General features: G+C 48.2%; 10 protein-coding genes, 21 tRNA genes and 1 rRNA gene. 4 read left to right on the top strand and 28 right to left on the bottom strand.

All coding sequences use genetic code 11. The annotated features are described in order from the left end of the window. Positions 1-16: 16 nt before the first annotated feature. The 5 genes from K331_RS0111585 to K331_RS0111565 form a co-directional block, all read right to left on the bottom strand. The gene (locus K331_RS0111585) at positions 17-1,198 is read right to left on the bottom strand and encodes a response regulator (protein ID WP_028590407.1); all 1,182 of its coding nucleotides are present in this window, start codon (positions 1,196-1,198) and stop codon (positions 17-19) included. Continuing rightward, positions 1,179-2,990: a sensor histidine kinase gene (locus K331_RS0111580; RefSeq protein ID WP_028590406.1), complete on the bottom strand. Its 1,812-nt coding sequence runs from the start codon at positions 2,988-2,990 to the stop codon at positions 1,179-1,181. The genes K331_RS0111585 and K331_RS0111580 overlap by 20 nt, the downstream gene beginning before the upstream one ends. A 57-nt stretch (positions 2,991-3,047) precedes the next feature. Beyond that, the gene (locus K331_RS0111575; protein WP_028590405.1) at positions 3,048-3,872 is read right to left on the bottom strand and encodes a carbohydrate ABC transporter permease; all 825 of its coding nucleotides are present in this window, start codon (positions 3,870-3,872) and stop codon (positions 3,048-3,050) included. Between the two features lie 16 nt (positions 3,873-3,888). Next, positions 3,889-4,779, bottom strand: coding sequence for a carbohydrate ABC transporter permease (locus K331_RS0111570; protein ID WP_018888258.1), 891 nt, complete (start codon positions 4,777-4,779; stop codon positions 3,889-3,891). A 171-nt stretch (positions 4,780-4,950) separates the two neighbouring features. Then, positions 4,951-6,279: an extracellular solute-binding protein gene (locus tag K331_RS0111565; protein ID WP_028590404.1), complete on the bottom strand. Its 1,329-nt coding sequence runs from the start codon at positions 6,277-6,279 to the stop codon at positions 4,951-4,953. A gap of 400 nt (positions 6,280-6,679) precedes the next feature. Here K331_RS0111565 and K331_RS32200 point away from each other — a divergent pair, with 400 nt between their 5' ends. Further along, entirely contained in the window at positions 6,680-6,832 is a 153-nt protein-coding gene (locus tag K331_RS32200) for a hypothetical protein (protein WP_018888256.1), read from the top strand. A 319-nt stretch (positions 6,833-7,151) separates the two neighbouring features. Here the strand turns inward: K331_RS32200 and K331_RS0111555 are convergent, their stop codons facing one another. Then, entirely contained in the window at positions 7,152-7,898 is a 747-nt protein-coding gene (locus tag K331_RS0111555; RefSeq protein WP_028590403.1) for a Crp/Fnr family transcriptional regulator, read from the bottom strand. 371 nt (positions 7,899-8,269) lie between these two features. On the opposite strand from K331_RS0111555, the gene K331_RS0111550 reads away from it, so the two are divergent. The 3 genes from K331_RS0111550 to K331_RS0111540 all read left to right on the top strand — a co-directional run bounded on the left by K331_RS0111550 (position 8,270) and on the right by K331_RS0111540 (position 10,643). Next, on the top strand, positions 8,270-8,722 hold the full coding sequence (locus K331_RS0111550) for a GAF domain-containing protein (protein WP_018888254.1): 453 nt from the start codon (positions 8,270-8,272) through the stop codon (positions 8,720-8,722). A 147-nt stretch (positions 8,723-8,869) separates the two neighbouring features. Then, positions 8,870-9,523, top strand: a complete 654-nt coding sequence (locus K331_RS0111545; RefSeq protein WP_018888253.1) for a response regulator — start codon at positions 8,870-8,872, stop codon at positions 9,521-9,523. Continuing rightward, positions 9,516-10,643: a sensor histidine kinase gene (locus tag K331_RS0111540; RefSeq protein ID WP_028590402.1), complete on the top strand. Its 1,128-nt coding sequence runs from the start codon at positions 9,516-9,518 to the stop codon at positions 10,641-10,643. The genes K331_RS0111545 and K331_RS0111540 overlap by 8 nt, the downstream gene beginning before the upstream one ends. Positions 10,644-10,883: 240 nt before the next feature. Here K331_RS0111540 and K331_RS0111535 read toward each other — a convergent pair. The 22 genes from K331_RS0111535 to rrf all read right to left on the bottom strand — a co-directional run bounded on the left by K331_RS0111535 (position 10,884) and on the right by rrf (position 13,155). Next, positions 10,884-10,954, bottom strand: a tRNA-Gly gene (locus K331_RS0111535). An 8-nt stretch (positions 10,955-10,962) separates the two neighbouring features. Further along, positions 10,963-11,036 (bottom strand) — tRNA-Pro (locus K331_RS0111530). A gap of 59 nt (positions 11,037-11,095) precedes the next feature. Continuing rightward, a tRNA-Arg gene (locus K331_RS0111525) sits at positions 11,096-11,172 on the bottom strand. Between the two features lie 26 nt (positions 11,173-11,198). Next, positions 11,199-11,270, bottom strand: a tRNA-Cys gene (locus K331_RS0111515). 8 nt (positions 11,271-11,278) lie between these two features. Continuing rightward, a tRNA-Gly gene (locus tag K331_RS0111510) sits at positions 11,279-11,353 on the bottom strand. Between the two features lie 7 nt (positions 11,354-11,360). Beyond that, positions 11,361-11,448: transfer RNA gene (locus tag K331_RS0111505), tRNA-Leu, on the bottom strand. Between the two features lie 10 nt (positions 11,449-11,458). Next, a tRNA-Lys gene (locus K331_RS0111500) sits at positions 11,459-11,534 on the bottom strand. 16 nt (positions 11,535-11,550) lie between these two features. After that, positions 11,551-11,625: transfer RNA gene (locus K331_RS0111495), tRNA-Gln, on the bottom strand. Positions 11,626-11,643: 18 nt separating this feature from the next. Then, positions 11,644-11,716, bottom strand: a tRNA-His gene (locus K331_RS0111490). A gap of 18 nt (positions 11,717-11,734) precedes the next feature. Beyond that, positions 11,735-11,820: transfer RNA gene (locus tag K331_RS0111485), tRNA-Tyr, on the bottom strand. A 4-nt stretch (positions 11,821-11,824) separates the two neighbouring features. Further along, a tRNA-Thr gene (locus tag K331_RS0111480) sits at positions 11,825-11,900 on the bottom strand. 24 nt (positions 11,901-11,924) lie between these two features. Next, positions 11,925-12,000, bottom strand: a tRNA-Phe gene (locus K331_RS0111475). A 52-nt stretch (positions 12,001-12,052) separates the two neighbouring features. Next, a tRNA-Asp gene (locus tag K331_RS0111470) sits at positions 12,053-12,129 on the bottom strand. A gap of 30 nt (positions 12,130-12,159) precedes the next feature. Further along, positions 12,160-12,233 (bottom strand) — tRNA-Met (locus K331_RS0111465). Between the two features lie 11 nt (positions 12,234-12,244). Next, a tRNA-Val gene (locus tag K331_RS0111460) sits at positions 12,245-12,320 on the bottom strand. Positions 12,321-12,444: 124 nt separating this feature from the next. Further along, positions 12,445-12,516: transfer RNA gene (locus tag K331_RS0111455), tRNA-Glu, on the bottom strand. A 34-nt stretch (positions 12,517-12,550) separates the two neighbouring features. Continuing rightward, positions 12,551-12,642: transfer RNA gene (locus tag K331_RS0111450), tRNA-Ser, on the bottom strand. A 3-nt stretch (positions 12,643-12,645) separates the two neighbouring features. After that, positions 12,646-12,719, bottom strand: a tRNA-Met gene (locus tag K331_RS0111445). Positions 12,720-12,751: 32 nt separating this feature from the next. Next, a tRNA-Asn gene (locus K331_RS0111440) sits at positions 12,752-12,827 on the bottom strand. Between the two features lie 5 nt (positions 12,828-12,832). Beyond that, positions 12,833-12,908 (bottom strand) — tRNA-Ala (locus K331_RS0111435). 18 nt (positions 12,909-12,926) lie between these two features. Continuing rightward, positions 12,927-13,003, bottom strand: a tRNA-Ile gene (locus K331_RS0111430). A 35-nt stretch (positions 13,004-13,038) separates the two neighbouring features. Beyond that, a 5S ribosomal RNA gene (gene rrf / locus K331_RS0111425) occupies positions 13,039-13,155 on the bottom strand. Positions 13,156-13,363: the final 208 nt, after the last annotated feature.

Below are 13,363 nucleotides of genomic sequence, written 5' to 3'. Positions count from 1 at the left end.
ATTAAATCCCTAGCCCCTAGCGGAGTTTACTGCTAGCCCTGTACTCGGTAGGGGTCATACCACATTTGCGTCTGAACACCTGTGTGAAATGACGCATGTCGTGGTAGCCGATCTTCTCTGCAATATCTGCGAGCTTAAGCTGCGGTTGGAGCAAGAGATTCTTCGCCTCCTCCATTCGTAAAGAGATCACATAGTCTTTATACCCCTGCCCTGTCTTTTGCTTGAACAGCTGGCTGAAATAGACCGGATTCAGGAATACGACTGAGGCCACCCGCTCCAGTGACAAATCCTCTGTATAGTGAGCCCGGATATACTGTAGCGCGACGTCAATGGTGTGAACGCTGTCCTTCAAGCATGCATTGCTGTCTGCCGCTTCCTGCTCCAGTGTTGTACTTCGCAGCTCACCTACTACATCAGAAAGTCTGGTGAATTCTTCATGAGGACCGGAATGAGCCACCTGAAAGGAGATTTTCAGATAGCGACGCAAATGAGCCCTCAGCTGCTCAGCCACTCGTTGTCCTTCAGAGATATCGTCTAGTCTTGCGATCCCGAGCAAGCTATGTCGATCCAAGCTGACTACGAAGCCATGCCCCGCAGATTCCAGAAGCTCAGACAGGACATTCTCGATTATAAAATGTTCCAGATGTGTCTTGCGCTGAACGGTTTCCATACGAACCATGTAGAGGTGAAAATCAGGGTAATTCTCCACGAATGGCTGAATATCAAGCTTTCCAGTATCAAGCCCCAGTGCATACCGCTGAAAGACAGCCTCACGGAGATAACCAAGGCTGCTCCGCAGGAGCTTGCCCTCTCTCATCCGAACAGATTCAGCCTGAGCTTCATCGGCCAGACTTTCCACACATTCCAGCAGCTTCTTCTTGCCAATCGGCTTCAGCAGATAATCCTTGGCTCCCAGGCGAACTGCTCGCTGTGCATACTGAAAATCAGAATGCGCCGAGATCACAACCCATTGCAGATGAGGATGCTTGCGCTTTGATATTCTCATGAATTCCAACCCATCCATGCCTGGCATTAGAATATCGGTAAGAACAATATCAACGGGATGCTCCGACAGAATCATCGCCGCCTCCTCCGTTGACGAGGCCGCATAGATTTGGCTAGACGGCCAAGCTTGGCTGAGCGTGCGTCCAATACCCTGTCGAATCATTTGCTCATCATCAGCGATCAAAATATTCATCTACATTCTCCTCCTCATGCGGAAGTGGAAGCTCTACAGTAACGGTAGTTCCTACTCCGGGTTGTCCGGATATCCGAATCCCGTAGTCCGAGCCGAACATATGATGTAGACGAAGCTGCAAATTCTGTAGCCCGATGCCAGCCCCGCTAGCATGGCTATCATATTTCCCAGGCTCCAGCAGCGCCTGTCTCACCTGCTCCAGCCGTCTCTCGTCCATCCCTACGCCATTGTCCATAATGGTCAGATACAAGCGCCCCTCCCGGCGACTGGCGATCAGCCTCAGCTCTCCTTGTACATTCTCTCCCTGCTGATTGGTATGAAGCGGCTCCAGGCCATGCTTAACAGCATTTTCAATCAGAGGCTGTAGTGTCATCTTGGGTACACGGATATTCAGCCACTGCTCATCAATATGTACCTTGACTCCCAAGCGCCCTTGGAGGCGTGCCTTGATGATAGTCAGATAATGACTGATCTGTTCGACCTCCTCTCGCAGCGTCACATTCGCGCCCTCCTGCCAATGACTGCTGTATCTGAACATATGCGACAGGGAAAGGACAAGCTCTCCTAATTGATCCTCGTTCTTCTCATCCAGCATCCAATAGATCATATCCAGTGTGTTATATAGAAAATGCGGATTCACCTGCGTCTGCAGAGCATGAAGCTCGGCATTCTTCTCACTGACAGAGGATACCTTCACGATCTCGATCAACTCGGCTATGCGTCCTACCATATGATTAAAGGAATCTACAAGCTGGTTCACCTCCTGATACGAGGTTACCTGCAGCGTCCCCCTGAAGTTTCCCGTCTCCACTCGTTTCATCTCCCGGATCAGGCGCTTGAGCGGCAGTGAGATTCTTTTGGATATAATAGAAGCAATCAAAGCAGAGAGAATAATCAGTGCAGGTGCTACTATGAGGAGATAACGCTGTGTCTGTGCCAGCTCTACATTCAAGTCCTTGCTTGGCGTGACGCTAACGACGGACCAATCGACAAAAGGGAGCTGCGATGCAATCATAATCTGTTGATCTCTGCGCTCCACCACCACCGCATCTGCCCCTACAGCTTCTGGCCCCTGTATGACAGGTGGTGGTCGGGAGGTGGTGGCTGACACAATTCGATTATCGTGTCCGATCAAATACACCTCGCTATTGGGACCAAGACGCAAATTATGCAACGCAGCCTGGATTGAACGTGGCTCTGCCTCGAATAGCACGATACCAATCGGCTTATGCTCATCCAGATCGTAGAGCTGGCGTCCGAACGCAAAAACTGGCCTCTTCTCCATTTGGTCAATGACCGAATTCGGATAGACGCCAAGCCAGGCTATTTTCCCCTTCGCGCGCTCAATTTCCCGATACCAGTCCGTCTGCGCATAGTCCCGATCAATTACATTCATATAGTTCCCGTAGCTGTACACTCTGCCTGAGTTGGTAAGCACATGAATCCCTATTAAGTCTGTTCTGGAATAATAAATGGCCCCGAGCGTATTCGTAATCTTCTGTTCACTGATATAAGCGGCCTCAGGAGCAAGCTCGGTACTTGTTCCCAGCAGGCGGACCAGTTCAAAATTGTTCGTAATCGACTTGGAGAGACTGCTATACGAATCCAGCAGCAGGCTGAACAGCCCAGCGGTCTGCGACACATTTTTGCGCGCCAGATCACTGATCTTATTGTGATATTCTGCCGCTGTGCGGTTGTAGAAGAGCAGACTGATCGCCAGCACAATACCAGCCATACAAAAAAGAAACAGCACGAACAAACGATATTGAATGGATTGAAATCCTTTAAGCAAGCAGATTACGCTCCTTTCTCGCTTGTGCTGTTTCTTCTTCGCTTGTTAGATGATCCACTACCCCTTCACTGCACCAGCAACCATTCCTTTGGTAATTCGCTCTGAGAGCACAAAGTAGATGATGATGACTGGCAGGGCTCCCATGACGAGATAGGCTCCAATGTTGCCATAGTTGACGGAAAACTGACTGACGAAGGTGTATATGCCAAAAGGAAGGGTCTTGAGACGCTCCGAGGAGATGAAGGTCGCGGCCAATATATACTCGTTCCATATATTAATGAACGTTAGAATACAGACCGTCATCACTGGAGGCAAAGAGATGGGTAGAATGATGCTTCGATAGATCCGATAGATGCTGGCACCATCCATGTACGCCGACTCCTCAATTTCATGGGGGATCGAGCGCATGAAGCCACTTAGAATAAATACGGCAATGGGTGTCTGAAAGGCAATATAGGGAAAGATTAATGATAAATGTGTATTGAGAATTTTGATATTCTTGAACATGACCATCAACGGCAGCAGTGTAGCCTGCATCGGAATCATCATGCCTACAAGAAAGACGAGCATCACGATCGAGCCATAGCGCCAGCGGAACCTGGTAATCGCATAGGCTGTCATGGAGCTGAGCAGAATGACACAGACCATCGTAATACTGGTTACGAACACACTGTTGGACAAGTATTGGAGATAGCTGCCCGATTCATAGGCCTCCTTATAATTCTGCCACTGTGGGACATTAGGGAGCGCGAAGAAGCTGCCGCCCAGAATCTCCTCATTCGTCTTGAGTGAATACGTCAAGAGCCAGAATAACGGGTAGATCTGGGTCACGACCAGGACCGCCAGCAAGGCGTAAATGAACGATTTTTTCACCACTCTCATCTGCTGCTCGGCCTCCTTAGCTTACCTTATTTTCGATTCGTTTGAAAACAAAATTAATGATGATGGTGAACACCAGACAGAACACTACGAGAAACGTCGCCAGCGCACTGCCATAGCCGTACTTCATGGACAAGAACGACATGTTATACATATAGGTAGCAACTGTATTCGTGGCATTAGCTGGCCCGCCCCCCGTCATGACCCAGATCAGATCGAAGGATTGCAGTGAACCGATAAATGCCAGTACAATTGATATTTTCAAAATGGGTACAATCAGGGGAAAAGTGATATGATAGTCCGCCTTGAAGCCTTCTGCTCCATCAATCTTCGCCGCCTCGTACAGCTCGCCGGGAACATTCTGTACCCCCGTGAACTGAATCAGCAGATGGTAGCCAAAATACTGCCATAACGCCACAATATAGATTGAATACATCGCAATCGCGGGCTCCGTCAGCCAGTTGCGCACCCAATCCTCCAATCCCAGAGAGATCAGCACACCGTTAATCATGCCGCCCATGGAGGCGGGGTTATAAATAGTCTTCCAGAGCTGACCAATGATGACAACGGACAGGATGACAGGCATAAAATACAGAGTTACGAGTGAGTTAGCCTTGCGAACATATCTATTCAGCAGTATCGCAATGAACAGACAGATTGGAATCTCGGCCATCGAGAAGACAGCGAACATCAACGTCCGCTTCACGGCTGGCCAGAACAAAGGATCATCGAACAGAAACTTCTGAAAGTTGTCCAGTCCAATGAATCTGGCTCCGGCAATCCCGTTCCAGTCCAATAACCCGGTATAGATCGATACCAGAATCGGAATGAACACCATGCATACATATAGCAGCAAGCAAGGCAGAACGAATATCGCAATTGTACGGGCACTGACCTTTAGCACATTCATGATTTACCTCCTTATCTCATCTCTATCCCTAACAAATCTATCTGTAGCCCTGTAGCCAAGAGAAGGGAAGGACCGGAAGGCCCCTCCCCCATTGCAGATGGTCAGGATGGTGATCAGTTCAAGATCCTCAGGATTGCTTATTGTAGCTTTGGTGGGAAGCTGTGAGCAGCTTTATTTATTGGCTTCAAAGGCTGCCTGATGCTCCTGAGCTACCTGTGCGGAATCCACCTTTTGCACGAATAGGTTCTGGATGCTGCTAAGATGTACCTGGGTTACTGCTGGATTCATAGTGTTGTCAAAAGCAAGGTCCCCACCCTTAATGTTCTTGAACAGATCATTCAGGCTTACGGCCAGATCGGAGTAGCCAGCAGCTTTGAAGTCACCTTCAATTTTATGGCCGCTGCCGACAGCATTTTTCAGCTCGAACTGTACCTTCGGCATTTCTGTGGAGAAGTAGTGCAGGAAGTCCTTGGTTTCTTGTAAATGCTCGCTATTCGCTGAGACTGCGAAAGCACTACCTGGTGCAAGCATGTATTCATTCAGATCCCCTTTTCCGTTCACCGTCGGGAATTGGAAGGCTCCTACTTTACCTGCCACTGATGATGCATCAATCGCACCTGTCTCCCACGTTCCCATGATATACATGGCAGATTGCCCCGTACGGAAAATGTTCCCGCCCGCATTGTAGTCAATAGAGGTAGCTCCATCCGGGAAGGCTCCGGCTTGCACCAGCTCCTGGAACGCGTCAACGGCTTCAATAAAGGCAGGATCGTTAAAGGTCTTCTTACCGTCCATGACGTCCTGCAGGAAGCCAGGTCCATTGGTCCGCAGCAGCACATTCATAAAGAGGAACGACCCGGTCCAGGAATCCTTCTCACCAATGGCAATCGGTGTAATGCCCTGAGCCTTGAGTGTCTTCACAACCTCCAGCAGCTCGTCGAAGGTCGTTGGTATTTCTTTGATACCAGCTTTCTCGAAGATCTCCTTGTTATAGAAGACAACCTCAATGTTGTTGCCGTCTGGTACAGCATACACATTGCCATCAAAGCTATAATAGTCCAGCAGACCATCCTGATACATGCCACGCAGGCCATCTTTATCGACCATATCGTTCAGTGGCGCCAGCAGTCCTGCCTCGACGAACGGCTTCATCTGTGCCGCCGGATTTACGATAGTAATGTCTGGTACCTCCTTGGAGGCTGCTTGCGTCTTGAGCTTCAGCTTTTGCTGATCTGTATTGAGGGAGTCCAGCTCGATCTTTACGTTGGGGTGATCCTTCTGATATTGATCCACTAATTGTCTCATCATCTCGTAGGATGGTGTGCTTGGATCGGGATAAATGTTCTGGAATGTGATGGTTACTTCCTTGCTGCCCGAATCCCCTCCTTCGGTAGCGGGACTTTGGGATGGACTCCCTTCCTGACTGCTGCAGGCTGCGAGCATGAAAATCATGACGCTTGTCAATACAATAGCAAGCGCTTTCATCTTTCTCGTATTCATGACCCTTTCCTCCTCATCGTATTGAGTATTTCGCGACCGACTCCCTGTAGACGTTCTCTCTGCACAAAACACTCATGTGATATATGTATTATCTTCCATCTTTATAATGTGAACAATGTTTGAACTTAGGAAGTCGGGTTTGTTTTTTTAAGGCAGTTCTGTCAGCGAAATAGAAGCACTTGATTCCAGCCTAGAAGAACCTACAATCAGCCCTCTACGAGTAAATGATTTGAAATTGCACATACAATCCTTGCCGATTACTATTGCATTTCTGGGATTAAGCATTATAATAAGATTTAAGAATTGATGATAATGATTATCATTATTAAACTAATAATTACCTGCTGAGGACTACATAGCATTATTGCCTCAAGCATACCTTGATAGGGGGAATAGCCTGGTGAGTGCCGCCACGCGCAAGACTTCTCTTCACATTGATGATTATCTCGACCTGCTCAATCTGGCTATTCAGGTACAGGATAAGAGATGGCAGAGAGAAATTCACCGCAAGCTGCAGACACTGCTCTGCACTCGTGAAGAAGCTGACGTCTAGATTGCATAATGTGATTACTTAAATACCTGCTGGATTACTTGATTATGTGACCTAATGACCTAATTGGTGATCTCATAAGATGGTAAGCGTATGAAGAGCTTTGTTCATATCCTTTCGGGGTCTAGTTCGGCCCATGTGGCCCTTCTTATAGTTTCAAAAAAAACCATCTAGAAAAAGCTAACCTGCAACTACATCGGGTTAGCTTTTTTTAGTGGTTCAGAGATGAAGCTTGTCGATTCGAGGGCATTTTCATCTATAGGCTGCCTAGCTTATAGAAACGCCCATCGGCTTGATATGAATGGTGTATACATAACTCTTGTTATAAACGGCAGATTTCGTTAGGGCAATGTCCCTGTTCTGGACAGCCGCACAGGAATCGTAGATCCTCCAGATTACGGACGACAATTTTGCCTTCCTTCGTATCCAGAATGCCTTGTTCCTTGAACGAATTTAACATCCGGTTCACACTTTCACGGGTAGCCCCGATCATCTCCCCGAGCTCGGTATGATTCAGCTTCATGCTAAGGGTAATTCCGTCCTCATCCTGAGTACCACAAGTATTGCATGCACGGATCAAGGTCGACGCCAGTGCACCCGCTTTTCCATACAACAGCAGATCTCTAAAACGCGACTCCATGATGCGCTGCTTGAGATTGTACCATTTTACAAATTGGAGACCCAGATCTCCATGCTTGGCAATCAGCCCCTCCAGCTCCTTAACTTGTATAACGCCCACCTCACAAGCATCCGCTGTCTCCGCAGTACTATTATAATCCTCGCTACCAAAGCCGCCGAAGTCGCCAATTACATCACCTTTGCGCTGAATCGTAAGAATGAGCTCTTTGCCATCCTCCGTCGATTTACGCAGCTTAATCCGTCCCGAACGTATATAGTATAGCTGACCGGCTTCTTCCCCTTCCATAAACAGGATATTGCCAGCTTTTACTTTCTTCCATGTCATAATGGTCTGCAGCAACGCAAACTGGTCATCATTCAAAAATACGTGTATTCCCTGCCGACCTGTGCCCTGTTTTCCGTCTACACGTTGCATATAAGTTGCTGGCATGTTCACCGTCTCCTTTTGCTTTCCTGATACTTCTATCATAATGGCATAGCCTCAAATCCGTTATCAGGAGAATACCTGATTTTGTCCTTCGCAATTCCCTGATTTGTTGTGACGAAAGTCACTTCCTCTACTGGAAAAATGTGATACTTCCGCGCTCATACAGGGATTTTATCAAAACCAGTGTTTCTCTGTAGTAAAATAAGGGTTTTCCCTTAGTCCCTTTTCGGACGCAAAGATTTACAATGGAATAGTGGAAGTGTTCACAAAGTTGAGATATCGGTGACCTGCCATGAAATTCTATTATCATAACAAAAGGAATCAGACCTAATAATATATATTGCAGTTCGACTTGAAAAAGGAAGTGTTATGTGATGGTTGATATAACTGTCGAGTTATGCAAGGAGCTGGAACTCCTGCGCGATAGTATATCCAGTGACGTCGTCGCAGTAGCCTGGATAGATCAAGGGGACAGCTATTTTCGTTGGCGATATGTGACGGGCTGCCGCAGTGAGCGATATCGGCGCATATCGTTCAAATCCGGCTACGGTGTGGCTGGTACAGCTATCCGACTCGGTCGCACAGTGACAGCCAATCCTCTTGTACCAGGTGCCTCACGGCTTCGTCAGGAGTGTGCACTGATGCTGGCTGAACAGCTACATTCCGCTGTGGCTATTCCGCTACATGACGACAGTACGCCGCTACCGCAAGGGGTCTTGCTCATCGGCAATCGTAGTGCCCGAATCTTCCTGCCTCAGGAGCTGGCAGTAACTGAAGAGGTTGCAAGACAGATCGAATGTATGCGTCATTCGGAGCAAGCAAGATAAGGAACTCTCAAGAGTGCAATTTGGTTATGTGCTCGCTACTACTCATCTAAATGTAAGACCAAAGAATCCTTCATTGGTAGGATTCTTTTTTTTTGCTATGATATTGTTAACAGCTTCATCTATATGAGCTGGCAGGAGGGATAACGTTTGATTCGTATACTTGTAGTGGATGACCATGTCGTTGTCAGATCCGGCCTGATTGCCTTACTGGATGGCAAGCACGATATGAAGGTCATTGGCGATGCCGCAGACGGTGACGAAGCTATACTTAAAGCAGCCGAGTTGCTACCGGATGTGGTTCTAATGGATTTTAGTATGCCTCCGGGCAAAGATGGTCTCACAGCCACGAAGGAACTGAAGAAGCAGCTACCCGATATCGAGGTTCTTATTTTGACAATGCATGATGACGAAGAATATCTGTTCCGCGCCATTCAAGCTGGAGCATCCGGATATGTTCTAAAAAGCGCCCCACATGAAGAGCTGCTATCAGCTATTCAATCAGTCGCTGGTGGAAGTGCCTACCTCTATCCAAGCGCAACCAAACGCCTGATGAGTGAATACCTGGATAAGCTCAAGCAGGATGGTGCTTCAGGCCCTTATGATACTCTGTCTGACCGTGAACGTGAGATCTTGTCCTGGATTGCCAAGGGATATTCTAATAAGGAAATTGCCGAACATCTGGTTATTAGTGTGAAGACAGTCGAGACACATAAGAGTAATCTAATGGAAAAATTAAATCTTAGAACCCGGCCTGAGCTGGTGAAGTTCGCCATGAAGAAGGGATTGTTGAACTATGAGTAGTCCGAAGGGAACCCCGAAGCATGTCATTGGTCAACAAGCCTCCTCCTTGCTTCAGGAATTGGATCACTATATACCTGACCCGGTTTTCCGAGAATCCTTGCGATATTCACTACATCAGCTATCAGATCTCAAATTCGCGTTGGATGAGTCTTCTATTGTGGCAGTCACAGATCCCAGGGGTATCATCAAGTATGTAAATGACAAGTTCTGCGAAGTATCTCAATACTCCAGGGAAGAATTAATCGGCCAAGACCATCGACTTATCAACTCAGGGTATCATTCGGTAGATTTCATGAAAAATCTGTGGCGCACCATCTCCTCAGGACAGGTATGGAGAGGCGAGATTCGCAACCGCGCCAAAGACGGCTCCTATTATTGGGTGAACACGACCATTGTGCCTATAAACGACGAGAATGGCCGGCCCTATCAATACCTTGCTATTCGTAATGAGGTCACACAGCTGAAGAAGGTAGAAGGCGAGCTCCAATTCATGATGACCCAGGTCATGCAAATTCAAGAGGAGGAGCGTAAACGCATCTCACGAGAGCTACATGATGGGATCGGACAAAGCTTGTTCTCCTTGATCATTCAGATCGATCAACAGTTGTCGGGTAATGCAGACAGCAAGCTCGCCCAGCTTCGTAAACAGGTCACCTCCATTATGGAAGACGTACGCGGCCTGGCTTGGGAGCTTCGTCCCTCGGTGTTGGATGACCTGGGGGTCGTGCCTGCTGTTCGTACTTATATTGAGAATTATACCAAGCATTACGGAATTACCGTTCAATTTCAGTGCAATCTGCGTAAACGTCTTGAGATAAAGAAGGAAATTGTTATGTACCGTATTGTGCAAGAGGCCCTAACCAACATTGCCCGGTATGCAGACGTGTCAGAGGCTCAGGTAATTCTGGAGGATCGAGGTACTGAAGTGTGGAGCTGTATTCAGGATAAGGGAGCAGGCTTCACACCAGGCACCTCATCCAGCGGAGTAGGATTATTCAGCATGGAGGAAAGGGCAAGGAGTGTCGGTGGGCTGTTGATCATTGATTCCCAGCCTGGAAATGGGACACGGGTAGAACTGACCATGCCAAAGAATCAGGATGAAGTACTTGAGAATGCCTAGCAGCATAAAGAAAACAAGGAATTATTGTTACACATGTTGATACAATATTTGTGGATAAAATAGATAAATTTAAATACAGATCATACTCCCAACTAGATATAAACAACGAATGATGAACGACAAATCCCCTCACTGCATTAGTGAGGGGATTTGAGCAAAAAAAGAGAGAGCCTTGTCCGAGACGGGCTCTCTTATCTATAAGGTGTCACAACTGGTGTGACAAGAATCCGCATAAAGAAAAGCGGGTGATGGGAATCGAACCCACGCTACCAGCTTGGAAGGCTGGAGTTCTACCATTGAACTACACCCGCAAATACAATCGGGACGACACGATTTGAACATGCGACCCCCTGGTCCCAAACCAGGTGCTCTACCAAGCTGAGCTACGTCCCGATATCATAAGATTACCCCACAGATAAGAGTATCTTTGAAATAACGATTGTAAGTAAATATGGCGTCCCCTGAGAGATTCGAACTCCCGACCTTTTGATTCGTAGTCAAACGCTCTATCCAGCTGAGCTAAGGGGACATATAGGGCCAAAATAAATTTGGTAAAGGCGCCACCCAGATTTGAACTGGGGAATCAAGCTTTTGCAGAGCTTTGCCTTACCACTTGGCTATGGCGCCGTATGATATGGAGCGGACGACGGGAATCGAACCCGCGACCCTCGCCTTGGCAAGGCGATGCTCTACCGCTGAGCCACGTCCGCATAATAATGGTGCGGTCGAGAGGACTCGAACCTCCACGGGGGGTTAGCCCACACGGACCTGAACCGTGCGCGTCTGCCAATTCCGCCACGACCGCAAATAATACATGGTGAGCCATGAAGGACTCGAACCTTCGACACCCTGATTAAAAGTCAGGTGCTCTACCAACTGAGCTAATGGCTCTTAATAAGAGAGTAAATGGCTGGGGATATAGGATTTGAACCTATGCATGACGGAGTCAAAGTCCGTTGCCTTACCGCTTGGCTAATCCCCAACAATAATTAAAATCAAGGGCGACCGATGGGACTTGAACCCACGAATGCCGGATCCACAAACCGGTGCGTTAACCCCTTCGCCACGATCGCCATAATTTTTAAAAAAACTGGTGGAGGATGATGGATTCGAACCACCGAACCCGTAAGGGAGCAGATTTACAGTCTGATGCGTTTGGCCACTTCGCTAATCCTCCACAGTGGTGCCGGCGAGAGGACTTGAACCCCCAACCTACTGATTACAAGTCAGTTGCTCTACCAGTTGAGCTACACCGGCAAATGTTCACTTCAATAAGTCTAATGGTGGCTCGGGACGGAATCGAACCGCCGACACGAGGATTTTCAGTCCTCTGCTCTACCGACTGAGCTACCGAGCCAAATACTAATATGACTTATCCAGAAACATGGCCTATTCTATTAAAACATAAATGGCGGAACTGACGGGATTCGAACCCGCGATCTCCTGCGTGACAGGCAGGCATGTTAGGCCTCTACACCACAGTTCCATGAGTTACTTTCAATCGCTTGAAAGATAATTGCGGGGGCAGGATTTGAACCTGCGGCCTTCGGGTTATGAGCCCGACGAGCTACCGAGCTGCTCCACCCCGCGATATTATATTATGGTGGAGGCTGAGGGGATCGAACCCCCGACCCTCTGCTTGTAAGGCAGATGCTCTCCCAGCTGAGCTAAGCCTCCATATTTATGACCCGTAGGGGATACACCTCACGCTGTGAGCCGATTGTGATGTAATCCTTCCGAAGCTTATGCTCCGACGAACCCTTAGGGGTTCTCATTTTTCATCGGCTATGGGATAGCCTTATGACCCGTAGGGGATTCGAACCCCTGTTACCTCCGTGAAAGGGAGGTGTCTTAACCCCTTGACCAACGGGCCTTGATAACTTGTACTATACACTATGAAATTGAGTTGGCGGAGAGAGAGGGATTCGAACCCTCGCACCGCTTACGCAGTCTAACCCCTTAGCAGAGGGTCCCCTTATAGCCACTTGGGTATCTCTCCGAGTAGCGGCGGAGGGGATCGAACCCCCGACCTCACGGGTATGAACCGTACGCTCTAGCCAGCTGAGCTACACCGCCACCTATATATAGTAATTCATTAGTGTACAAAATGGCTCCCCGAACAGGACTCGAACCTGTGACAACTCGATTAACAGTCGAGTGCTCTACCAACTGAGCTATCAGGGAATATTTGGTGGAGCCAAGGGGGATCGAACCCCTGACCTCCTGCGTGCAAGGCAGGCGCTCTCCCAGCTGAGCTATAGCCCCAAACTACTTAATGGATGATGGTGGGCCCTAGTGGACTCGAACCACTGACCTCACCCTTATCAGAGGTGCGCTCTAACCAGCTGAGCTAAGGGCCCTAATATGTATAATTGCTCCTCATCCAAAAAAGCTTGCTTGGCGGCGTCCTACTCTCCCAGGACCCTTCGGTCCAAGTACCATCGGCGCTGGAGGGCTTAACGGTCGTGTTCGGGATGGGTACGTGTGGAACCCCTCCGCTATCGCCACCAAACGTGATTTTTCGAAGCTACGCTTCTTGAAATCGCTGTGAGAAAATATCATTCCTCTGCCGTGTGACTAACACGGCATGCAAGACATTCGGTACAACACATTTGTGTGTATGAATGTTGCAGCATATGCCTCAAGGTGTTACACCCTGAAAACTGAAACCGAAACGAAACACTTGCGCTTTACTTTAGGATAAGCCCTCGACCGATTAG

Source organism: Paenibacillus massiliensis subsp. panacisoli DSM 21345 (genome assembly GCF_000426545.1).
Lineage (GTDB): Bacteria > Bacillota > Bacilli > Paenibacillales > Paenibacillaceae > Paenibacillus > Paenibacillus panacisoli.
Note: the sequence above shows the minus strand (reverse complement) of the source record. Positions and strands in the feature narration are given on the sequence as shown.

Bases quoted from the DNA above. Each gene is read 5' to 3' on its own strand.
- K331_RS0111555 (WP_028590403.1), bottom strand. From the start codon at position 7,898: ATGCCAGCAACTTATATGCAACGTGTAGACGGAAAACAGGGCACAGGT.
- K331_RS0111540 (WP_028590402.1), top strand. From the start codon at position 9,516: ATGAGTAGTCCGAAGGGAACCCCGAAGCATGTCATTGGTCAACAAGCC.
- K331_RS0111565 (WP_028590404.1), bottom strand. From the start codon at position 6,279: ATGAATACGAGAAAGATGAAAGCGCTTGCTATTGTATTGACAAGCGTC.
- K331_RS0111550 (WP_018888254.1), top strand. From the start codon at position 8,270: ATGGTTGATATAACTGTCGAGTTATGCAAGGAGCTGGAACTCCTGCGC.
- K331_RS0111575 (WP_028590405.1), bottom strand. From the start codon at position 3,872: ATGAGAGTGGTGAAAAAATCGTTCATTTACGCCTTGCTGGCGGTCCTG.
- K331_RS0111585 (WP_028590407.1), bottom strand. From the start codon at position 1,198: ATGAATATTTTGATCGCTGATGATGAGCAAATGATTCGACAGGGTATT.
- K331_RS0111570 (WP_018888258.1), bottom strand. From the start codon at position 4,779: ATGAATGTGCTAAAGGTCAGTGCCCGTACAATTGCGATATTCGTTCTG.